This is a genomic window from Paenibacillus sp. FW126-R14 (genome assembly GCF_058789495.1).
Window position 1 is genome coordinate 122,730 of the sequence record NZ_JBYTBS010000003.1, and the last position, 20,850, is coordinate 143,579.

22 protein-coding genes are annotated in these 20,850 nt (G+C 47.1%); 3 read left to right on the forward strand and 19 right to left on the reverse strand.

The window, feature by feature from the left end; genetic code table 11:
- Nucleotides 1-20: 20 nt before the first annotated feature.
- The 4 genes from AC3WRW_RS03025 to AC3WRW_RS03040 all read right to left on the reverse strand — a co-directional run bounded on the left by AC3WRW_RS03025 (nt 21) and on the right by AC3WRW_RS03040 (nt 3,130).
- Entirely contained in the window at nt 21-863 is an 843-nt protein-coding gene (locus AC3WRW_RS03025; RefSeq protein ID WP_492544866.1) for an ABC transporter permease, read from the reverse strand.
- Nucleotides 847-1,650, reverse strand: coding sequence for an ABC transporter permease (locus tag AC3WRW_RS03030; protein WP_492544868.1), 804 nt, complete (start codon nt 1,648-1,650; stop codon nt 847-849). The genes AC3WRW_RS03025 and AC3WRW_RS03030 overlap by 17 nt, the downstream gene beginning before the upstream one ends.
- Nucleotides 1,625-2,647: an ABC transporter ATP-binding protein gene (locus tag AC3WRW_RS03035; protein ID WP_492545022.1), complete on the reverse strand. Its 1,023-nt coding sequence runs from the start codon at nt 2,645-2,647 to the stop codon at nt 1,625-1,627. The genes AC3WRW_RS03030 and AC3WRW_RS03035 overlap by 26 nt, the downstream gene beginning before the upstream one ends.
- Nucleotides 2,648-2,872: 225 nt before the next feature.
- A complete protein-coding gene (locus AC3WRW_RS03040) occupies nt 2,873-3,130 on the reverse strand; it encodes a hypothetical protein (protein WP_492544870.1) in 258 nt (85 codons plus the stop codon).
- A gap of 148 nt (nt 3,131-3,278) precedes the next feature.
- Between AC3WRW_RS03040 and xerS the strand changes: the two genes are divergently transcribed.
- Nucleotides 3,279-4,361 (forward strand): tyrosine recombinase XerS, encoded by a 1,083-nt coding sequence (gene xerS / locus AC3WRW_RS03045; RefSeq protein WP_492544871.1) that lies wholly within the window; start codon nt 3,279-3,281, stop codon nt 4,359-4,361.
- Between the two features lie 3 nt (nt 4,362-4,364).
- On the opposite strand, the gene mgrA is transcribed toward xerS, so the two are convergent.
- The 10 genes from mgrA to AC3WRW_RS03095 all read right to left on the reverse strand — a co-directional run bounded on the left by mgrA (nt 4,365) and on the right by AC3WRW_RS03095 (nt 14,810).
- Nucleotides 4,365-5,354 carry an L-glyceraldehyde 3-phosphate reductase gene (gene mgrA / locus AC3WRW_RS03050; RefSeq protein ID WP_492544873.1) on the reverse strand — a complete coding sequence of 330 codons (990 nt, stop codon included), beginning with the start codon at nt 5,352-5,354 and terminating at the stop codon, nt 4,365-4,367.
- Between the two features lie 379 nt (nt 5,355-5,733).
- Nucleotides 5,734-6,285 (reverse strand): Rpn family recombination-promoting nuclease/putative transposase, encoded by a 552-nt coding sequence (locus AC3WRW_RS03055; protein WP_492545023.1) that lies wholly within the window; start codon nt 6,283-6,285, stop codon nt 5,734-5,736.
- A gap of 974 nt (nt 6,286-7,259) precedes the next feature.
- The gene (locus AC3WRW_RS03060) at nt 7,260-8,303 is read right to left on the reverse strand and encodes a phosphotransferase (RefSeq protein WP_492544875.1); all 1,044 of its coding nucleotides are present in this window, start codon (nt 8,301-8,303) and stop codon (nt 7,260-7,262) included.
- A gap of 22 nt (nt 8,304-8,325) precedes the next feature.
- Nucleotides 8,326-8,832 carry an ADP-heptose synthase gene (locus AC3WRW_RS03065; RefSeq protein WP_492544876.1) on the reverse strand — a complete coding sequence of 169 codons (507 nt, stop codon included), beginning with the start codon at nt 8,830-8,832 and terminating at the stop codon, nt 8,326-8,328.
- A gap of 166 nt (nt 8,833-8,998) precedes the next feature.
- Entirely contained in the window at nt 8,999-9,592 is a 594-nt protein-coding gene (locus AC3WRW_RS03070; RefSeq protein WP_492544878.1) for a ribonuclease H-like YkuK family protein, read from the reverse strand.
- Between the two features lie 108 nt (nt 9,593-9,700).
- The gene (locus AC3WRW_RS03075; RefSeq protein ID WP_492544879.1) at nt 9,701-10,654 is read right to left on the reverse strand and encodes a C40 family peptidase; all 954 of its coding nucleotides are present in this window, start codon (nt 10,652-10,654) and stop codon (nt 9,701-9,703) included.
- A 149-nt stretch (nt 10,655-10,803) separates the two neighbouring features.
- A complete protein-coding gene (locus AC3WRW_RS03080; RefSeq protein WP_492544881.1) occupies nt 10,804-11,097 on the reverse strand; it encodes a hypothetical protein in 294 nt (97 codons plus the stop codon).
- 69 nt (nt 11,098-11,166) lie between these two features.
- The gene (locus tag AC3WRW_RS03085; RefSeq protein ID WP_492544882.1) at nt 11,167-13,470 is read right to left on the reverse strand and encodes a thiamine pyrophosphate-dependent enzyme; all 2,304 of its coding nucleotides are present in this window, start codon (nt 13,468-13,470) and stop codon (nt 11,167-11,169) included.
- Between the two features lie 34 nt (nt 13,471-13,504).
- A complete protein-coding gene (locus AC3WRW_RS03090) occupies nt 13,505-14,515 on the reverse strand; it encodes a 2-oxoacid:acceptor oxidoreductase family protein (RefSeq protein WP_492544884.1) in 1,011 nt (336 codons plus the stop codon).
- A gap of 115 nt (nt 14,516-14,630) precedes the next feature.
- The gene (locus AC3WRW_RS03095) at nt 14,631-14,810 is read right to left on the reverse strand and encodes a hypothetical protein (RefSeq protein WP_492544886.1); all 180 of its coding nucleotides are present in this window, start codon (nt 14,808-14,810) and stop codon (nt 14,631-14,633) included.
- Between the two features lie 213 nt (nt 14,811-15,023).
- Here AC3WRW_RS03095 and AC3WRW_RS03100 point away from each other — a divergent pair, with 213 nt between their 5' ends.
- Nucleotides 15,024-16,271 (forward strand): ATP-binding protein, encoded by a 1,248-nt coding sequence (locus AC3WRW_RS03100; RefSeq protein WP_492544888.1) that lies wholly within the window; start codon nt 15,024-15,026, stop codon nt 16,269-16,271.
- A gap of 89 nt (nt 16,272-16,360) precedes the next feature.
- Entirely contained in the window at nt 16,361-16,759 is a 399-nt protein-coding gene (locus AC3WRW_RS03105) for a hypothetical protein (protein ID WP_492544890.1), read from the forward strand.
- A 62-nt stretch (nt 16,760-16,821) separates the two neighbouring features.
- Here the strand turns inward: AC3WRW_RS03105 and AC3WRW_RS03110 are convergent, their stop codons facing one another.
- The 5 genes from AC3WRW_RS03110 to pduL all read right to left on the reverse strand — a co-directional run bounded on the left by AC3WRW_RS03110 (nt 16,822) and on the right by pduL (nt 20,821).
- Nucleotides 16,822-17,307 (reverse strand): low molecular weight protein-tyrosine-phosphatase, encoded by a 486-nt coding sequence (locus tag AC3WRW_RS03110; protein ID WP_492544891.1) that lies wholly within the window; start codon nt 17,305-17,307, stop codon nt 16,822-16,824.
- Nucleotides 17,304-18,038 carry a phosphonate ABC transporter ATP-binding protein gene (locus AC3WRW_RS03115; RefSeq protein ID WP_492544893.1) on the reverse strand — a complete coding sequence of 245 codons (735 nt, stop codon included), beginning with the start codon at nt 18,036-18,038 and terminating at the stop codon, nt 17,304-17,306. Before AC3WRW_RS03115 ends, AC3WRW_RS03110 begins: the two co-directional genes overlap by 4 nt.
- 99 nt (nt 18,039-18,137) lie before the next feature.
- Nucleotides 18,138-18,602, reverse strand: coding sequence for a YlbF/YmcA family competence regulator (locus AC3WRW_RS03120; protein ID WP_492544895.1), 465 nt, complete (start codon nt 18,600-18,602; stop codon nt 18,138-18,140).
- Nucleotides 18,603-18,636: 34 nt separating this feature from the next.
- A complete protein-coding gene (gene miaB, locus AC3WRW_RS03125; RefSeq protein WP_492544897.1) occupies nt 18,637-20,118 on the reverse strand; it encodes a tRNA (N6-isopentenyl adenosine(37)-C2)-methylthiotransferase MiaB in 1,482 nt (493 codons plus the stop codon).
- Nucleotides 20,119-20,251: 133 nt separating this feature from the next.
- Entirely contained in the window at nt 20,252-20,821 is a 570-nt protein-coding gene (pduL, locus tag AC3WRW_RS03130; RefSeq protein ID WP_171685922.1) for a phosphate propanoyltransferase, read from the reverse strand.
- Nucleotides 20,822-20,850: the final 29 nt, after the last annotated feature.

Sequence of the window (20,850 nt, forward strand, 5' to 3'; positions counted from 1 at the left end):
CACACGCGAATCCTATGCCTCTATCGGCGCAAGCCCATCATATTTCCGGAAGCATACCTTCTTAGTCCTCCATAAAATACACCGATGCCCCCAGCGCAAAGCAGAAGCGTCACACCTATAGCTCCCAAAATAAAAGGTACGTCTGCTTCCCGTAACAATCCGATCGGCAAGTAGCTGATAAATCCTGCTGGCAGGACCGTGAATAGAACAATTTTGCCTAGACCGCGGAAAATGCTGGTTGGATACGTTGTAAAAGTAAGAAGTGCATTATACAATTGAAAACTCAACCCTTCCGTGCTGCCTAACCAAAAAGCAAGACAGTTCACAATCACCGTAAAAAACAAGAATATCAACGTCGAAAGCACCATCGCCAGCCCGAATTTCATAAAGCCTAACCCCGACTTATCGCCGAAAGCGATATAGATGAATAGTGCGAAGAGCACATCACCTATCGCACTTACCGACATGCGGCTTATGAGAACATGCAGCAGAACCGGTTTCGGCTGCGTTAAATAAATATCCAGCTGTCCAGTCGCAATCAGATTCGATATCCGCATCGCATTGCCGAAGAAAGCAGCCATCGTACCAAAACCCCCGGCCGCTATCGCCCAAAGCATCATCACATCTTGAAGCTCCCATCCGTTCAAAACCTGGAACCGGCCAAAATAAATCCCCCAAAATACGATCCAAACCACATTATTGACAATCATCATGCCGGCTGTAAGGAGAAAGCTCAATCGAAACTCCATCGCTCCCGCCAGATTCAACTTCCAGCATTCCCAAACAAAACGAAGCAAACGCTTGAACTTGCCGGGCTGCCCCATTTCACTGATTGATGCCGATTTGCTATCCACCGTTAACATTGAGCTTTGTCACTCCTTTCTGGTACACCCAGGACACGATAACGCCAATCACAAGCATCCAAATGAGCTGTGTCCCAAGCACGCCTAACATGTTGGACATATCGAAAGCTACAGTTGTTTTGGCTGGCAAATACACGATAGCTTGAAAAGGAAGCCAATGACCAATTCTTTGTAGAACGTCTGGGAATAGCTCAAGGGGCATCAGCATTCCGCCTATAGTAAATAAAAATTTGTTATACACAAATTCAAGTCCCCGCGTCTCCTCGACCCAAAAGGCACAAAGCGCCAGCACCATGTTTAACAAAAAGTTGACGGTAAAGCCGCACAACGCAATGAACGGGAGCCATAACAGGCCAAAGCCGAAGTGCGGGGGGCCAATGATGATCAGTCCCAAAATGGCGCCGAGCGCTGCATTAACGATAAATCGCACCGCCGCTTCACTCATATACTCCACATAGTGAAACACGACAAAATTGACCGGCCGAACAAATTTAAAAACGATATCCCCGCTCTTCACTTCCTCTTCAACACGGGTACACAAGCTCGGACAAGCGAGGATCATCGATTCCGTAATGACCAGATACCACATGATTTGCTTGAAGCTATAACCGGCTATCGTGTTTGTTCCTTCCCCTTGAAACGTCGTCTGCCATAACTGAAGAAATATATAAAGAATCAAGAGCAGAAACAAAGAGCGAATAAGAAAATCAGCCACATAGGCAAGTTGATTGCGCAGCGTGATTTTTCCGATAAAAGCATATTTAACGGATTTGCTCCAGGAGTTCATGTTCCTTCCCTCCCTTGCCGTACTCCCCGTACATAAGCGTGATGATCTCCTCCATGGGCGGGTCCTCTACGGTGACGTCGACGATCCGGTGAGCCGCCATGATCCGGGACAGCGCCGCTTCAATCGTGGTGACTCCCGTATCGACCGAAAGCGAAAGCCGGGCTCCGCTCTTTTCTAGCACACTCACGCCTTCGAGCTCCATCCGGCCAGGTTCATCCTCAAGCACAAGGCGTACCGTCTTGTGGGTCATGAAGCACTGCTTCATCACATCTACGCGATCATCGAATACGATGCGGCCATGATTGATGACGATTGCCCTGTCACATAGCCGCTCAATGTCCCCGGCATCGTGCGAAGTGAGGAATATCGTCGTTCCTTCTTCGCGTTTTAGCTCAAGGATGAGCTCTCGAATACGCTGTTTTACGACGACATCCAGCCCAATGGTCGGTTCATCCAGAAATAACACCTGAGGACGATGCAGCAGGGAGGCGGCAATTTCACAGCGCATCCGCTCGCCTAGCGAAAGCTTCCGAACAGTTGTGTGCAAATAAGGCCCAAGCTCAAATCGCTCGATAAGATTGTCGCGACGCTTGATATAGTCACTTCGCCGCAGCTCGTATATTCGGCTCATAAGCTCAAATGTATCGATAGGCGGCAGGTGATACCACAACTGCGACTTTTGTCCGAACACAGAGCCAATACGATAACTGAGCTTGTTGCGTTCTTTCCACGGACAACAGCCGAGCACTTCCGCTTCGCCGGTTGACGGATGCAGAATCCCTGTCAACATTTTGATCGTTGTTGATTTACCGGCACCGTTTGGCCCGAGAAAGGCAAGTGTCTCCCCTTGCATAGCGGAGAATGTAATGCCTTCAACGGCTGACTTTTCCACGTATTGCGGCCTTATCAGCGCTTTCACGCTTCCTGTGAATCCTTCCTCTTTTTTCTTCATGCGAAAAGATTTCCCTAACTGCTGTGCGCGTATCGACGTCTCCATGTCTACCGTCCTTTCATTCGCTGCAGCAAAAAAGACCTCTCGGTCCGTTTCGCCTATGCAGGCGGAACTTTCCGAAGGTCTTTTATCCCTTACGGTGTAACACGTCTCGATCCGTGCCGGCTTCGCTTGGTTCGCCATCCGCATGGATTCGGATCCCTAGAAGCCCTTCCGTTTATTTTCCACATCTTAACACATCATGTCATGTACAGACAATACTTTTTACAATCAATTTTCAGACTGCTGAAGGGAATCAAGTTCTTCTTTGAGCACAGCCGATTTTTGCTGAGCATTCTCAATTTGGTTCTGAAGCTCATGGATTTCCTCCTCCGCCTCCGACAGTGCAGCCGCGGTAGCCTGCGAGTGAAGCTCTTGAGCTACCTGCAGGGTTTGTTCCGCAGCCTGCTCCGCTTGTTGTGCAAACTGTTTAATTTGTTCGATGTTTTGCTTATTTTCATCTTGACTTTGTTGATCTTCTTGTGGCATAAAGAAACCCCCTGCTCGAATTTTCCATACAGGATTAATTTTAGTAAAATGGACCGATCTTATTCTCAGAATGACCTCACTTCTACCAATTTCCTGCTTTCACTGCTATACTTACAGCATGTAAACGTCAAAGAGGTGACTATTGCCTATGAACATCATTAAAGTCAAGGACCGGCACGAATTAGACAAAAGAATCCCCTCTATGCCATGGTATATAGAGAAATTCATCAACTACAAGCTGCCCGATCTTTCCCCTTCCTCCTTGCTGGAATATGTGCGCGATTACGAAATTTTCCTTTCTTGGCTCTTGGCAGAAGGATTAAGCGCGGCCCCGGCTATGAATCAAGTTCCGCTGGAAGATTTGGAGAAATTGCATATGGACAGCGTAGATAACTTCCGCATGTTCCTTGCTACCCGGAAAGAACAAGCGAACGTAAAAACGACCATTAACCGTAAGCTGTCCGCACTACGCTCCCTGTTTCATTATTTAAGCCAAATTGCGGAAGACGACAATTTCTACCCGCTTCTTAAGCGAAATGTCATGGCCAAAGTGGAGATTAAGCGCTCCCACCGACCTAAAGACACTGCTGCCAAGCTTGAGGGAAAGCTGCTGCAGGAAGAGGAAATTGCCCAGTTTATCGACTATGTCCGGAACGGCTACGAGCATGACGTCGCTTCGAACAAGCAAGCCATTTACTCCTACGAACGCAACAAAACAAGGGATATTTGCATCATAACGCTGATTTTGAATTCCGGTTTGCGCGTTTCGGAGGTTTTCAATCTAAACATGGATGATATTGATCTCAAGAAAAAGCTGACCCATGTATATCGCAAAGGGAAAAACGACGATACGTTCAAAACCCCGGTCTATTTCCGCCAGGAAGCCATTCAAGCGCTAACGGACTATATGGCTATTCGGCAAACCCAGTATAAACCGGTCAAAAAAGAAAAAGCCCTCTTCCTCGCCATTGCAAATGGCAAAAAAGAAGGCGTCCGTATGACCAAGAGGGCTATTCAAGAGCTTGTGATCAAATACGCGAAGCGATTCGGCAAGCCCTACTTGTCCGTTCACAAGCTGCGGCACTCGTTCGCCACAGATTACTACTTGCAGAACGATTTGTACAAAACGCAAGAGCAGCTCGGTCATGCTTCGCCGGAAACGACGCAAATTTATGCCCATCTTACGGATCGAACCATGTCCGAAGCGATTGATAAACGATTGGAATCCTGAAGCTTACTTCAGGATTTTTTCGATTTGTTCCAATTCTTCCGGAGCGAATTCCAGATTTTTCAGAGCTGCGACGTTTTCTTCAATTTGCGAAACGCGGCTTGCCCCGATCAGCGCTGAAGTGACGCGTCCGCCGCGAAGCACCCAAGCCAGAGCCATTTGCGCTAAGCTTTGACCACGGCTTGCTGCAAACTCGTTCAGCTGAATAATTTGGTTCAGCTTCTCTTCTGTGATGTCCTTCGTATTCAAGAATTGGCTTTTCCCGCCAGCCCTCGAATCACTCGGAACACCGCTCACATATTTATTCGTCAGCAAACCTTGCGCAAGCGGACAAAACGCAATACTGCCCACTCCGAAATCATCCAGAACATCCTGAAGTCCGCCCTCGATCCAACGATTCAACATACTGTAAGAAGGTTGATGAATCAATAGCGGCGTTCCAAGACCTTTTAGAATCGCAGCCGCTTCCTTCGTTTGTTCTGCCGTATAGTTGGAAAGTCCCACATACAAGGCTTTCCCTTGACGAACAATTTGATCAAGCGCTGCCATGGTTTCTTCAAAAGGCGTGTTCGGATCTGGTCTGTGCGAATAGAAAATATCGACGTACTCCAGTCCCATCCGTTTCAAGCTTTGATCCAGCGAGGATACCAAGTATTTCTTAGAGCCCCACTCCCCATATGGACCTTCCCACATGTAGTAGCCCGCCTTCGTCGAAATGATCATTTCATCGCGGTACGCGCCTAGATCGCTCTTCAGCACTTTGCCGAACATTTCTTCAGCCGATCCCGGAGGCGGCCCATAGTTATTCGCCAAGTCAAAATGTGTAATCCCCAGATCAAACGAACGCAGCAGCATGGCTCGTCCATTCTCATGAATGTCCAATCCGCCGAAATTGTGCCACAGCCCTAATGAAATCGCCGGGAGCTTAAGTCCGGACTTGCCGGAACGATTATATTTCATTTCTGCATAACGAGTTGAACTTGCCTGATAAACCATGTTCTTCCTCCTTCAAATGTCCGTAGAAAAACTTACGGTGTAGACATCTATTAATATTTCACCAATTAATGGTTTCTAAGTACAGTATAGGCGAACCTCGACAACAAAAAAAGAACTGAAAAAAACGTGTCTTACTTACCTTGAGGTGAGTGTGCCTGCTGCATGCCATATACGGTGATGTGACTTGGCTCAGCAATTCGCTGATTCCGTGTTCTTTGACTAACTGGTGGAGCTTTCAGAGTCTGATCGCCCTCAAATGCACAACAAAGAAGACCAGAGCGGCAGCTCTGATCCTCGTGGACAACAGTATGGAATTTATTGTTGCGGATTTTTAAGTACTTCGATTTCCGTTTCGGACAAGCCAGTTGCCCATAGCTCATTAATGCACTTGCTTGCTTAACTCCGTAATTTCAGCTTCGGACAGACCGGTTATTCTCGAAATTGCCGAAACCGACAAACCTTCTTTCAGCATGCCTGCCACAACTTCCTTATCCCTTTCCGCCTTGCCTTCAAGTCTTCCTTCCTCTCTGCCCCTGGACTCCACATAGTCCAATGCAGACTGCTCATCCAGCAGCGCTTTTTTCCGCGCCTCGTACAGCATCCGTGCTTCTTTGTCTTGACTCAAAAACTCCAGCGTCGTCATCGCTTTTTTCAAACCTGGAGTATCCATCGCTAATTCCTCCCATCGGTCCTGATTAGTACCATTAATGAACATCAGCCAATTTACGAGTCGGCGGTCCATCTCGTGGGCTTTGATACCCAGCTTCGACAGCTCCATAAAGTGGATTTCAATGTCATCGATAAGCAGTTCGCCTGTATGGTCTTCTCTCATGTGAAAAATATTATGAAAACGATCATTCGGAATGTAGTTAAAGGTCAAGATGTTGATCGAAATGACTTTTTGCAAGGTCGTGTAGAGCTTGCCTTCCAGGCCTTAATAGTTGCTCAGTCATCGTCTCAACTCCAAACGGCATGCAATTTCCAGCGATTTTACTATTTTCATTATACCACAAAAAAGGGAGGGCGTAGACGGGAACAATGCCTGCTGCTCCTCGCCGCGTAAACAGATAGCTCGATTGTTGCCGTTGTCGGCGCGATCAATTTTTGTCGGTCACTGCTCTGCACCACCTCCTCTCGAATCGCCCTCAGTAGTTGGACAAACTCCAGTTTGCTCTTAATTTCTCAACTGCGCTGATTGTTGAGTAGTCGCTCTTCTTTCGCTGAGGAAGGTCGACGTCCGCACCAAATCCTATGTCTCATCAAGTTTCGGACACAGCCGCCGTTATATCGTCGAAAAGCGTCACCTCTCACTGCCAATGGACACCAGAGTCCTTATTTGCCGATTCCGGGGCGAAACCAGTCTCCAAGTGAGCATATAACAGCGATAGTGTCCGTTACATGTGCGAAGGTGTCCTTTTCCACTGAATAAGGGCCTCCTTGTCCGCCAGCGAGGACAGAACAAGTCCTGACGAAATAGCGGACCCCAGATCCCCTTCCCTCGTCCAAAATGGTGTTTTCAACAGAATAACGCCCTGTAGTTCTCCCTATCCTCCCGGAGTTCCATAAATCAAAAAAACTGCCGAGTCTCCCCGGCAGCTTTCAGATCTACTTACATTTGCCGCAGCCGCAATTGCATTTGCGTTTTGGCTTATAAATTTCTTTTTTGGTAAGCAACACTGTGGATTTCGCAGTCCCGCGTATTCCGGCACAACGCAAACAGTCGGCAATACATTGGTTTCGGCCAACGACGAACAACCGTGTACAGACATTGCGGCAATATCGTCCGCAGTTCGGTACTGCACTTACATTTCCGAGATAAGCGCTTTTTTGCATACCTCAAGCACCGCCTTTTCCTTTGGTACTATAAGGTATTCCTGCGCTCCTGGTTACGGTTGTACGATTCAGCTAAACTTTTTGCTTATTTTGCAATGCAAGCACAAGTTCCATGCCGTGTTCCTGCAGCCATTTCGTTTTTTCAAATGTATTTTGAATGATATCGATCAGCACGCCTTGCGGATCGACGCCATCTGCATATCGTCCCAAAAAATGAATAAAAACATCCAGTCTCCGAAGCTCAATCAACAGCGGAAGCACTTGAAGTTCCGCCTCTTTTAACGCAACAGACTGCCCGTAACCCTCATAAAAAGCCGCACAATTACGTTTCAGCTCATCTCTGGAAAGCGCCGGATCAATCAGATCCGACAAGCAGACGGCGATTTCCATAACGCGAAGATCTCTGGTTACAAACTCAAAATCAAGCACGGCGGTAATTCGTCCGTCCCCATCAACGAGCATGTTCGATCCGTTAATGTCCCCATGGACAAGCTGGTGAGGCAGTTTTCGCAATGCGGGAATCGCTTGATAAAAGGCTGAAAACCGTTCAAAAATGTATGTTAGCTCCTCACGCAGTGCAGAGAACGTTTCCGGAGGATGCAAACAGAACTCATGAATCGCATCCGGCGTGCAGCGGGGATGAATGTTGTCAATCTCATAGTACGGCGGATACACAGGCTTTAGATCGACAGATACCGCTGCGAGAACGGCAGAGAGCTGGCCGACAGCCGCTCCAAATTGTAAGATTTGCTCGGCATTCATCCATGTTGGATTCATCCCGTCTGTAAATGTAAACAAAGCGGCGAGCTTCCCTTGACTTTGATCCAACTGTACGACGGTTCCGCCGTCCGGCAGCTCGATCGGTACCGGGATGCGATACGGCAGCTGATTTTTGCGTTTATGAAGCGCCAACAGGATGCGATGCTCAAACATGATTTTATCGATATCCCGGTGTGTTTCGTATAGCCGCATCACATAGGTGCTGCCGGCCACCTCGACAAACCGCGTTGTATTATTCATTCCCCCCGCACCTGTTCGCATCGTCCAGGTTTGACCAGGGAACCAGTATGCAGGCAATAAGGCTAATTGCTCCTCCAAATCTTTTACGCGCATCATTGTATTCGTCAGCTCTCTTTCACTAAACCTGATTGTCGCCTTCCACCGCAAATTCGAAGTCCTCTACATCAAAAGCCTGAACTGGAATGCCCGCTCCAATCAGCCTTTCGATAAAATCGAACTGATCCGTCAATAAGGCCGCTTGCTCCTTGATCGCAGTCAGAATTAACTCGGTTTCAATCGGGTCGAATTGTTCGCCATACGCTTCGTTATCAATGGCAAATACAACCATCAGGGTCACATGCTCGTTGATCGGAAGCGGAGGGCTTTTGCGCCATGGAACAGCAAGCGCTTTTTCTATTTTTTTCTTATTAAAAGATTCCTCGAAGAACGCGATCAGCTCGCCAATCATTTGCTTAACGAATCCGTCGTCTTCTTCCTCCAGCATAATCGGCTCGCTGCCGGCCTGCAGCTCATATAATTCTTGAATGCTCGTATAAGGGATTAAGTAAGTAACAGGCTGCCCGGGCAGCATCAACTGACCGTGTACGGCGAGCATGACTGCCTCTATAATAAACGTTTTGCTCATGTTTAATCATTCTCCTTCCTCTAAGGTTGCACCAGCATTATTTCGCTAGAAAGCATTAGAAATCCTTTTTTCAAAAGGCAAATTAGCCTCGGCTCAACCGCTATAACAAAAAACCGTCAGCTCCAGCGATCTCACTGATCACTCGAACAAACGGTTCAAAATCATATTATAAGCTCCCATCGACAGCCTCACGATCCTCATACACCGGAAGATAAGGTTTCTTTGAAAATCGATTCGCATAGGCCGACGCTACATAACAATCCGGCTTAATGACTGGAACCATCCCGACAGATGCTACTCGCCGCACCATCTCTTGGACGAATTTGGCCGTTCGGTTCTTCGTCTCATCATCCCCTGCATCAATATGGATATACATATCGAGAGAGGCTCCTTGATACAGATGAGGAAGAACGATATTTTCCATATCCTGTCGTTTAGCCTCGTCAAAGTATGTCGCGATCTCTTCACTGAGCGCAGTTTCCATCGAGAGCTTTTCTTTAATCGAATGCATGGCCCGATGGACAATCACTTGACGATAGCACGCCCACGCTCCTTTACCACAACGCTGGATCACTACACCTGTTATGAATTTGGTGTGGCCCGGGTGTACCTGACAATCCGTACCGATAATGAATTTGTAGATAGCTGCAGGGTCTAGCCGCATGAAATGCAAAATTCGCTCATGAACCGTATCCAGGTTTAGTCCTCTTTCCGTCGTGTTCCGAAATTCCAGTGGGTGGTTTGCTTTCGAAGTTTTCAAAGATAAGGTTCTTCCTTTCTCCGTAGAATCAGGAAGAAGCGGATGCTGGCCTCATGCATCCGCCCCTATCTATAGTATATGGCAAAACTCCTCTGATCGAACCATCACTTATCGTAAAACGCTTCCGCCGTATAAAAAGCGGTTCTCCCATTGCTTTCCTTCGATCGTATCGACCCGCACGCCGCCGGATTCTACGGAGTACGTGTGCAGGATGTTTCCATCTCCTAAATAAAGCGCAACATGCGTAATTGGTTCTTTAAAAGCATTCATATTGGCATAGTCAGAAGCTTTGCTGCCTTTGTAGGAGCTGAAGAACATCAAATCGCCCCGTTTTAATTGCGTCCAATCTGTGGTGACAGGACCTAAAGAGCGAACAAACGTGCCTTGTGACGCGGAATCGCTCGGTACGGAGAAGCGTAAAGCATCCCAGAACATCGTTTGTACGAAATCCGAGCAGTCGAACGTCGTCGGGTCGTTTCGGTCGGAACCATACTCGTACGGTGTCCCTAAATAACTATTGCCTGTTGCAATAACTGCTTCAATCTCATCGGCCAGCGGCATATTAGGCACTGCAACAGAGAAATCAGTTATGATGTATTTGCTGCTCGAGCTAACGTAACCGCTTGTACCGTTTGCATCCTGAATTTTGTACCAACTGTCATTGACTTTATCCGTGACTAGCACTTCTTCCCCTTTGCTTAGCATCCGAATCACTTTGGATCCGCTATCGGAAGAAGGAAGCGTGCGAAAGTTAACGCCATAAATGATTTGTGCATTGCTGATGATTTTTATGTATTTACTGTTCGTAGATACATAACCGCTTACGCCCTGAGCATCTTTGATTTTATACCAATTTGAAGAGACATAATTCGTTACAGTAACTTTTTCATTTGCTTTCAGCAAACGGATGACAGTGCTTGACGTGTTCGGCTGAGTTCTAAAACTTACGCCCGAAACGATTTGCGCCTTGGTTGTAACGCCCTCAGCTGCTGAAATTGCCGCCGGGAAAACAAAACTAAGCACTAAAGCCATCATGCTGAAAACCATCGTCCATTTTTTCATCGCCTCAACCGCTCTCCCATGCTGTCATATTTTTCGTTCATACCCTAATTATAGGTTCATTGCGTGATGAGCGAATATAGGCGAATGGTTGCGTTTTTTGTCGATTGCATTCTGTTGCTGCATGGCTGCGTACCTATTGACGATGCGGTTTAATTTTCCACTTTACGGACCTCCGGTTTTCGTATAGAAAGCCAAAACAGCGCGTAACTGTCGTCATTCTTCAGCTTCACGTTGCAAAGCTTCATCTCCCTTTCCTCAAGCTCGATAACTTGCCATTCCTCGGCATCTAACCCTTCAACGGAGAGAATAAAAGCATGCGCTTGCTCCTCCGCTTCCTCTTGCTCGGACCAATATTTCACGCCATAATAAGCAAGTCCATAATGGTTGACCAGCGTGCATGTATAGAGCTGATCGGTTCTTTTGTTCTGCATAACAAATGGCATCAGGGCTTCCTCCATTAAAAAGGCACATTCACCGCACAGGGTGAACGTGCCTGGTTCATAGTATTGCAATTACAAATAAGCGTTCTCGTGCTTTGCTTTCAATCGATTCCAGCGACGCTCAACTTCGACCTCGAACGATTTGAGAGAGCCCTCATATTCCGGCTTCGTCATATGCTTCGTTTTCCCCATCGTTTTCAGCCAGTCGGCCAAAGGAATTTTCTTGTTCTTATCCTCCGGGTTGTAGGTGAGGGTCGTTATCCCGTGCTCTACTTCGTACAGCGGGAAGAAGCAGGAATCAACCGCAGCGCCTACAATGTTCGATCCCTCTTGATCGTCGGACAACCAGTTGAGCGGGCAGGCAATCAGAATTTTGCCGTACACCAAGCCTTCGTTCTGGGCGTACCACTGCGCTTTCGCCGCCTTTTTCACAAGATCCTGCGGGTAAGCCTCAGATCCGGTAAACACATATGGAATATGCGTGGCCGCCATAATTTGCGCGGTATCCTTATGGTGGAACACTTTACCGCCTTGATGCTTCCCGACATTCGAAGTCGACGTGCGGTGGCCCATCGGTGTGGAATAGGACAGCTGGGCGCCGGTATTCATGTATCCCTCGTTATCGTACTCGAGGATAATCATTTTATGGTTGCGCAGTGCAGCGCCAATGGCCGGCCCCATGCCGATATCCATCCCGCCGTCGCCGGTAATCATGACGAAAGTGAAGTCGTCCTTCAAGCCCAGATGATCGAGCTCTCCGCGCCGCTTGCGCTCCCAGAACATCTCAACAACCCCTGACAGCGTTGCGGCACCGTTCTGGAACAGGTTGTGGATATAGGTCGCCTTGTGGGCTGAGTACGGATAGCCCGTCGTGACGACCATCGCACAGCCGGTATGAAAGATCGATACGATATCGCCCTCGATGCCTTTGAAAAATAGCTCCAACCCCGAGAAAATGCCGCAGCCCGGACAGGCGCCATGCCCCGGAGCGATACGTTTCGGCTTTTTGGTCAGCGCGCGCAGCGGCGGGATGCGAACGTTCAGCTTGCCTGAAGTCTCATCCGGCGTCACCGTAATGAGTCCTGTCTTCAAATCCTCATACTTCATCGGCGTAAGTACCCGCTTCGGCGCTTTGGCCGGGTCGCCCGGCGTGTGACCGTAGTAATCGAAGGGCACTTCCACCTTGCCGCTTTGCACAGCGTCAATGGCAAATTGGAACAGATTATGCCCGTCTTCGGCATAAAAGTCCTTGCCGCCTAAGCCGTAGATGCGGCTTATCACAAGCGTATCTCTGTTCCCGTGCGTGAACAGGGCCGCTTTAATTTCGTTGACCATATTGCCGCCATGGCCGCCGTATGAATCCGCGCGATCGCCTACGGTGATCGCTTTCACGTTCTGCAAAGCATCCGCAATCTGCTTGGCCGGGAAAGGACGGATCATATTCGGTGCGATGGATCCCGCTTTAATGCCCTTCTCGCGGAGCTGGTCGACGACGTCTTTGATGATTTCGGAGGCCGAATTCATCAGGAACACCGCGACTTCCGCGTCCTCCATCCGATACAGCTCGAGAATCGGATAGTCACGACCGGTTAATTCGGCATATTCCTGCCGAATGCGGTCGTATACCCCTTCGGCGTTGTACATCGCCATTGACTGCTGGTAACAGTTATTAATGTAATCCGGTTCATTCATATAAGGACCGACCGTGATCGGGTTGTTTCGATCCAACGTATCCGGGAAGCCTTTCGGCTGCTCGCCGAGAAAAGCGTGGACATCATCGCGATGTGCAAACGTTTGCACTCTGCGCTTCTGGTGGGACGTGAAATAGCCGTCCGAAGCGACCAATACCGGCAAGCGCACCGCCGGATCTTCCGCCAGTTTTAACGCGATAATGTTCATATCGTAGACGGATTGGGGGTCACGGCACATCACAATGGGCCATCCCGTATTCAAGGCATAGTACAAATCCGAGTGATCCCCGTGAATGTTCAAGGGACCGGAAACGGACCGGCATACCAGGTTCATCACCATTGGGAAGCGTGTACCGGATTGTACCGGCATTTGTTCCAACATATACAAATAACCGTTGGCGCTTGTCGCGTTAAATACGCGGCCGCCAGCAGTTGAAGCGCCATAGCATATACCTGCAGATCCGTGCTCGCCGTCAGCCGGGATAAGCACAATATCATGTTGTCCGTTGGACTTCATAAGATCTAGAAATTGGGCTACTTCCGTAGATGGAGAAATCGGGAAATATCCCATGACATGATAATTAATTTGATGAGCTGCATAAGCAGCCATCTCGTTGCCTGATTCGTATACAATGCGTTGCTCTACCTTGGCCTGCCCTAATTCCTTCTTAATATCAATGGACATACGAGTAGTTCCACCCTTCTCCCATAAATACTCTCTAAGAGTTTACAGCTAGATTGAAGCGATGTGGCATACGGTGATTATCGGCATAACCGTCTACTTCCCGCTCGTCTGTGAGCGCTTCGGTCGGACAAGCCTGTACACATTTGAGGCAGCCTTTGCAATATTGATAGTCAATGCCCTGCAAAAACATTTGCGGACGCCCTTTTTTGTCAGGGAGCTCATCCCACACAAAGCAGAAATCCGGGCAAACATTATCGCAAGAAGCACAGTGAATACATTTATCTTCATGGAAATGCGGCATCATCCCCGCACGGGAAATACTTAAATCCTTCAGAATACTGTTGCCTGGATTTGAAATGACTCCGCCGATCGTTTGCGTCTCGTACCCGAGCACAGGCGTATCGAAGCGGACGAAATCAGGCATCGTCTCCCCTTCTGGAAGCGCATACGATTGGAATTGAACCTCGTTATAGCCGCGGTCGAACGTCCGTAAGGCAGGTGCAACAGCCAGCGGATATTTCTTCTCCAACGATTTGCGAATAACGCCTCTCATGACTTCCGGATCAAGGAAGTCGCACAACCGGAACAGCGCGCCAAGCATCGCCATGTTAACGCGGTTCTTCTCCTCCAGCGAGATGCCGATCGCATCGATCACGGCGATCGTGCCGCCTCTGAGCTTCATCTTTTCCTTGAGCTCATCAGGCGTTTTGGTTGAATTTACTAATACGGTACTATCCTCATAGATGCCACTGATAACGTTTACAGTTTTGGAAAGCGATTCATGAAAAACACCAACAACATGCGGTCGTTCTACGGGCGATGTATCCCGTATTTGCGTATCCATGTCACAAAACCGGATATGTGCTTTCACTGCCGATCCTTTCTTCTCAGAACCATAAGAAGAAAAACTAACTCCGTTCAATCCAACCCCGACAACTCCTGCCTCCGCCAGCATCTTGCCTGCCAGATTGGCGCCGAGACCGCCGATGGATTCCAGCCTTATCTCGAAAAATCCGAGATCGTTCAATTTAGGTAAAGTTACCATGCAAGGTCTCCTTTCAAAAATGAACTGCATAAAGAATGAATAGTATGAATAGTAAATCTACTATCATTGTAACAAGAAATCGCTGGTAATCAACCTTTTTTTAACTCGGAGCCCCTCACAGCAAATAATCGATAATAAGGCCGCACTTTCCCAAATAGAAGCTTGATGCCGCTTCTCTCTCCGCTTCATCTTCATTACAGCCCTTGTCAGCCTCTTCGCACTCTTCACATACGTTGACAAAATCATCCTCAATCGGATTAAAGACAACACCGCAAACTTGTGAGCACGCCCTCATCCTCATCTCTCCCCGTTTCAAATCCCTCGAATTTGTAAACGCTTGCATTCATTGTATCTCCTATTATACAGCCGTTTATAGCGATAACACCATAAGTCTTTATCAAATCTTTAGCATTCAAAATAGGCCCTTTCTCTTGATTAGGTCTATTTCTGTGAGATAATGTAGAAATAACAAAGATAATGTCGGACATTTGGAAAGGATGGCACGATTTTGCTCCATTCAATCATTTCCCATGAACTGCATGGACTCTTCTACCTCTTCAGTGCTGCATTAATCCATCTGGTTCTTACCCCTATATTCATTTACAAAGAGCATCAGCGAAATTTATTATTTGGGCTTCTCCTCGTCATCTTAATGAATGTTTACTGGCAGTTTGAAGAGATCGACCCTCTCATCTATTCGCTCCACTTGTTGCCGCTATCGTTGACGGCGATCATCCTATTTGCCGGATTTATCCCTGCTGCGATGACATGGATCTGTTTTAATATAGGCTGCTACCTTGTTTTGAATTACTATTGGCAACCGGCATTGCTTAGCAGCGCATTTATTTTGTTTGGCAGCTATTTTGTTAGACATAAAGTCAATCAGATGAAGCTCAAAACCAAGTTATGTTATGCAGCGGGTTTGCTTAGCGTATACGAAATATTGTATGTGCTGCTTGCGACCCCTATCCAAACTTACTTCTCACTGTATGTTTTATACACCATTTTGTTTACTTTTGTTTCACTCTTGGTATTGATCATCGTCATCTTTCATCTAAAAAGACACCAATTTATTAGGGAGCGGCTCGTCACCTTAGAAAAGGATCGCATGGTCGGCCAATTGGCGGCCACGATCTCTCATGAGATTCGAAATCCGTTAACTTCTATCCGTGGCTTCCTGCAGCTTTTGGATCAGAAAGAACTTTCTATGTATGATCAGAAGCGGTATATTGAGCTGGCGCTTTCCGGCGTGGATCAGGCAAACACCATCCTCAACGATTATTTGAACTACGCCAAGCCGTCTACAGGGCTGCAGGAACAATTGGATATCAGAAAGGAATTGGAAGCAACGCTTCGATTCATCTCTCCTTATGCGACAGATCATGAGGTTGTAATTGAAATTACGCACGATAACGAGGTCCCTCTCTACATCCTTGGAGAATCCAAAAAACTCCGCCAATGCTTGATGAATTTGGTTAAAAACGCCATCGAATCCATGCCTAACGGCGGCCTCATTTCCATGCGAACCTGCAAACTGCCGGGTGCCGTTCAGATTTTAATTACCGATACAGGCGTTGGAATGACGCAAGAGCAAATTAATTCGCTCGGAATGCCGTTCTATACGACCAAAGAACAAGGAACCGGGCTTGGAATTGTTGTCGTCATGAGCATTATCAAAATGATGAACGGAACCATTTCTTTCAGCAGCTCCTTGAATCAAGGCACGGAATGCTCAATCCTGTTTCAACAAAAATAGGTGCCAAGACCCTCCATTAACATCGAAGATGATCTGTGTTATTCTGTTATGACAAGCATTCATCATGATACGTGAAGGAGGGCTTTGCCATGCATTCCGATTTCATTCAGATCAAATCGCTGGAAGGCGACTTGAAGATGTCTCATAAAAAAAAGGACTACGGTCTGACCGTCACAACCAAAGAACTGATCTTTCACAAACCGCATGTGAATTATTATTTCAAACTTGACCAGATCATCTCTATTGTTCCGTATGATAATTCAACGCTCAAAACCATTACATTCGTCAATGCCCGCTCTTCTAACCAAGAATCCACCCATCTGGCTCCTGGCTCTGAGCACTTCCGCATTTATGTACAAGGCGCTACGGTCCATAACCGCAGTGGTTTGTTTGAAATAGGACCGATTGATATCATTCTCCCTATTTATCCAATCATGCTGAAAGCTATTTCTGAATGCCTGCAGCGCAAGGGACTGACCGTCTTCTAATACGACAAAAAAGCAAAGGCTGAGAACATTTTCTCTCACCTTTGCTTTTTTTGTATGTATGGTTAGGACACCTGTTCCTTTTCGATAATAAAAGCGAGTAATCGTGCGCAGCTCTCTTCCACCATCTCGTAAACCTCTTGAAAATTCCCGGTATAATACGGGTCAGGCACATCTTTATTCATACGCCCAGGCGCAAAATCCAACAACTTATGAATGGAAGCCCGCTTCTCGCCGGCAGCCGGTTTCGGAGCAAATCCAGCCAAATTACGGACATTGCTCTCATCCATCGCCACAATGTATGTAAACTGCATGAAATCATCCGATGTGACTTGTCTCGCTTGCATCCCTTTGTAATCTATCTGATTTTTATCCAAAATGTCTCTGGTTCCTTGATGCGGCGGATGCCCGATGTGCCAGTCCCCGGTGCCAGCTGAATCGATCGCTATGACATGAGCAAGCCCCGCCTGCTTGACTTGGTGTCGAAACACGGCTTCCGCCATGGGAGAGCGGCAAATATTTCCTAAACAAACGAATAAGACCTGGATCATACTTCACCAAATACAAGCTTTTTCTCACGCATCGTTAACGCTCTGGCGGGGATATCGAGGACAATTTTGCCTTCGGATATTCCCCAAATGCGTGTTGCAAACCGCTCCGCTAATTCTACCTTGTGCAGGGTCGCGATTACGCTCATATTCCTGTCTTTGCATAATGATTTCAAATCCTGAAGAATATATTCCGTTGATTTCGGGTCCAGTCCTGATACCGGTTCATCGGCAACCAGCACTTTAGGTCCTAGAATCAATGCTTTGGCAATCGCGACACGCTGCTGCTCGCCGCCGCTTAGCTGACCGACCTTCTTGTCGCCTTTATCAAGCAGGCCCACTTTTTCCAAATAGTCCATGCTGTCCACATGCTCATCTCGGGATGTCAGGCCTGTTAGTACTCGCAAAGGCGTTTGGAATACTCTTCCCATCATCACATTTTTGACAGCGCTTTTATTTCGGTTGAGCGCAGGTTTTTCTTCAAGAAAGGCGAAGTCTTTGCCTAGTTTGAAACGCTCCCACGGACCTGGCTTTGAGATATCGTTGGATTGATAGATGAGTTGGCCGCTTGTCCACTTTTCTTGATGACTGATACAGCGCAGTAAGGTGGTTTTGCCGCTCCCGCTGCTTCCAATGACTGCGATAAACTCGCCCTCATCCACTTGAAAGCTGATTTGAGAAAGCACTTGATTGTCCGGCGGATATACTTTACTTAGATTGCGTACGGTCAGCATGACATCCCTCCTTCATTATGTTGATTTTGGAAAAAATCGCCCTCACATCAAGCTGGAGCCTGATAAGACGGCGATTCTCCATTCCCCGCAGGAAGCCTCTTAGTCACAAGATGTCGGCGCTTCAGCAGTTCCTGCTTCTACATTGATTTTGTCGGAGATTGTATCACGGATGACCGACATCACAAGCTGCAACAAATAATTGATATCGTCTTGTGTTTGTTTAAATTCGCTTACAATCGGAATGCCATCCAGTTCATCTTGCAGAACTTCGATTTCATTCTCAATTTTTTGAACCATTTTCTCATTTTTGAATGTTTGGAACGCGACGATTTCTTTTTGCTTCTTTTTAATCGAACTGATCAACACCTGAATATCCGGGTTATTGGCAATTTGTTTCTCGGCCTTTTGATAAAATTGCACTTCATTCGAAGTCGTCAACAAATTGGCCAGTTCCTTGGCTTTATCCAAAATATCTTCACGAACGATCATTTCCGTATTCGTAAACTCCTCCACTTTGAAAGCATGAGGCTGATTATCGTTATGTTGATGATCACATTGGGACATTCTCATACACACTCCTATCTATATTAACAACGACTTACATGGACAATTTCATCGGTTTGGAGACGATTTCACCCTTCAAAATCCAGGTTTGCGCATGCGTCACTTTAACGTCTATCATTTGTCCGATCAGCTCTTTAGAGCCGGTAAAATGAATCAGCTTATTCGTACGCGTGCGCCCAGCAAGTACATCGGCATTATTTTTACTTTCGCCTTCGACCAGTACTTCAACTGTTTCCCCCAGCAGCTTCTCGTTGCTTGCTTTACTGTGAGCGTTCACAAGCTCATTCAAGCGATACAATCGCTGTTTCTTCACTTCCATCGGAACATTGTCTTCCATGCCGGCGGCAGGCGTCCCTTCTCGCGGCGAATAAATAAAGGTAAACGCGAAATCAAAGCCTACTTCCTCATAGAGCGACATTGTTTCTTCGAATTGCTCGTCTGTCTCACCCGGAAAACCGACAATAATATCCGTCGTTAGTACGACATCAGGCATCGTTGCTTTAATCTTGCGGGCAAGCTGCAAATAATGATCTCTGGAATACTTCCTGCTCATCCGTTTCAAAACTTCGGTATTGCCCGACTGAACAGGAAGATGGATATGCTCGACCAGATTGCCTCCTTGACCTAACACTTCAATCAAGTCGTCATCAAAGTCGCGTGGATGCGAGGTTGTAAACCGAACTCTCGGTACGTCGATTTTACGAATGTCATCCATCAAATTAGCGAAAGAATACGTAATATCTTCAAAGTCTTTGCCGTAAGCATTGACGTTTTGTCCAAGCAGCGTAATTTCCTGGAATCCTTGACGAGCCAGATCTCTTACTTCGGCAAGCACATCCTGCGGTCTCCGGCTTCTCTCTTTGCCGCGTGTATAAGGAACGATACAGTACGTGCAGAACTTATCGCATCCGAACATAATGTTCACCCAAGCACGGATGCCTTCCCGTTTCTTCGGTAAATTTTCAACGATGTCGCCTTCTTTGGACCATACTTCAACGACCATTTCTTTGTTATAAAAAGCATCCTTCAATAATGCCGGCAGACGATGAATATTATGTGTCCCAAAAATCAAATCAACAAAAGCATGCTTCTGCATGATCCGGTTCACAACCGCTTCTTCCTGCGACATACAACCGCATACGCCAAGAACAAGGCCTGGCTTCTGCGCTTTGAGCGCCTTCAGATGTCCAAGCTCGCCGAACACTTTGTCCTCAGCATTTTCCCGGATGGCGCAAGTGTTCAGCAAAATAACATCTGCTTGATACTTGTCCTCCGTTGTCTGATAACCCATCTGTTCAAGCAAGCCTCTCATAACTTCTGTATCATGCTCATTCATCTGGCATCCGTAAGTGCGAATCAAATAATATTTATCTTTGCCGAACCCCTGCATGTCCTCAGGGATATGAAAGTCATAGTGAACGGCGATTTCTTCTTTTCCGCGCTTCTTAGCATCTGTCAGTGAAGGAGGCTGAAAATATTGGGAATAATCCTTGTCGGATTTCACTTGGTTAGCCACTTTCGTTCCTCCTACGAGTTTGCGTTGGTAAAACTTACGTAATACAAATAATTACGCAACTTTAATTATAACATCACATGCCTATTCAGATCAAAAGGAAATTGGCATAACGGTGAAAATGACGCTGTTTTGTCTATTCAAGGATCTCGGCCATATCGCCTGTTTTTACGCCGGCCGCATTCCCTTCATCCGTGTCGATGTGCATATCCAAGGCAAATTGCTCGGATACACGGGCAATCACGTCTTCAAAAATCAAAGGCCTTTCGCCATTCACTTTGACGCGCAGCAACTGTTTATCCTGAATGCCCCATTTCTCCGCATCTGAAGTGTGAAAATGAATATGTCTGGCGGCGACGATCACGCCTTGTTCCAGGTCAACTTCGCCTGCAGGACCTACGACACGGAGACCCGGTGTTTGATCGATATGACCTGATTCACGCACAGGAGGATTTACGCCTAAAGAGAACGCGTCGGTCCGTGATACTTCGATTTGTGTAAAAGGACGTGCCGGTCCCAGAATCCTTACTTTTTCAATCTTATTTTTCGGTCCAACAATCGTTACCGTTTCTTGCGCGGCAAATTGGCCGGGTTGCGAAAGATCTTTGAAATGCTTTAATTCATAGCCTTGTCCGAATAAGATTTCAATATGAGCCGGAGATAGATGAATATGTCTAGCAGAGACTCCAACGGGAACTGTTTTCATTATGTATCATCCTTTAAAAGAGTATAGTT

What these genes read in the sequence shown, in the direction of transcription:
- AC3WRW_RS03105 (WP_492544890.1), top strand. Translation starts at nt 16,361, where the DNA reads ATGCATTCCGATTTCATTCAGATCAAATCGCTGGAAGGCGACTTGAAG.
- xerS (WP_492544871.1), top strand. Translation starts at nt 3,279, where the DNA reads ATGAACATCATTAAAGTCAAGGACCGGCACGAATTAGACAAAAGAATC.
- AC3WRW_RS03095 (WP_492544886.1), bottom strand. Translation starts at nt 14,810, where the DNA reads ATGAGGGCGTGCTCACAAGTTTGCGGTGTTGTCTTTAATCCGATTGAG.
- AC3WRW_RS03120 (WP_492544895.1), bottom strand. Translation starts at nt 18,602, where the DNA reads ATGTCCCAATGTGATCATCAACATAACGATAATCAGCCTCATGCTTTC.
- AC3WRW_RS03035 (WP_492545022.1), bottom strand. Translation starts at nt 2,647, where the DNA reads ATGGAGACGTCGATACGCGCACAGCAGTTAGGGAAATCTTTTCGCATG.
- AC3WRW_RS03060 (WP_492544875.1), bottom strand. Translation starts at nt 8,303, where the DNA reads ATGATGCGCGTAAAAGATTTGGAGGAGCAATTAGCCTTATTGCCTGCA.
- mgrA (WP_492544873.1), bottom strand. Translation starts at nt 5,354, where the DNA reads ATGGTTTATCAGGCAAGTTCAACTCGTTATGCAGAAATGAAATATAAT.
- AC3WRW_RS03115 (WP_492544893.1), bottom strand. Translation starts at nt 18,038, where the DNA reads ATGCTGACCGTACGCAATCTAAGTAAAGTATATCCGCCGGACAATCAA.
- AC3WRW_RS03110 (WP_492544891.1), bottom strand. Translation starts at nt 17,307, where the DNA reads ATGATCCAGGTCTTATTCGTTTGTTTAGGAAATATTTGCCGCTCTCCC.
- AC3WRW_RS03080 (WP_492544881.1), bottom strand. Translation starts at nt 11,097, where the DNA reads ATGCCATTTGTTATGCAGAACAAAAGAACCGATCAGCTCTATACATGC.
- AC3WRW_RS03040 (WP_492544870.1), bottom strand. Translation starts at nt 3,130, where the DNA reads ATGCCACAAGAAGATCAACAAAGTCAAGATGAAAATAAGCAAAACATC.
- AC3WRW_RS03025 (WP_492544866.1), bottom strand. Translation starts at nt 863, where the DNA reads ATGTTAACGGTGGATAGCAAATCGGCATCAATCAGTGAAATGGGGCAG.
- AC3WRW_RS03075 (WP_492544879.1), bottom strand. Translation starts at nt 10,654, where the DNA reads ATGAAAAAATGGACGATGGTTTTCAGCATGATGGCTTTAGTGCTTAGT.
- AC3WRW_RS03090 (WP_492544884.1), bottom strand. Translation starts at nt 14,515, where the DNA reads ATGGTAACTTTACCTAAATTGAACGATCTCGGATTTTTCGAGATAAGG.
- AC3WRW_RS03030 (WP_492544868.1), bottom strand. Translation starts at nt 1,650, where the DNA reads ATGAACTCCTGGAGCAAATCCGTTAAATATGCTTTTATCGGAAAAATC.
- AC3WRW_RS03065 (WP_492544876.1), bottom strand. Translation starts at nt 8,832, where the DNA reads ATGAGCAAAACGTTTATTATAGAGGCAGTCATGCTCGCCGTACACGGT.
- AC3WRW_RS03085 (WP_492544882.1), bottom strand. Translation starts at nt 13,470, where the DNA reads ATGTCCATTGATATTAAGAAGGAATTAGGGCAGGCCAAGGTAGAGCAA.
- pduL (WP_171685922.1), bottom strand. Translation starts at nt 20,821, where the DNA reads ATGAAAACAGTTCCCGTTGGAGTCTCTGCTAGACATATTCATCTATCT.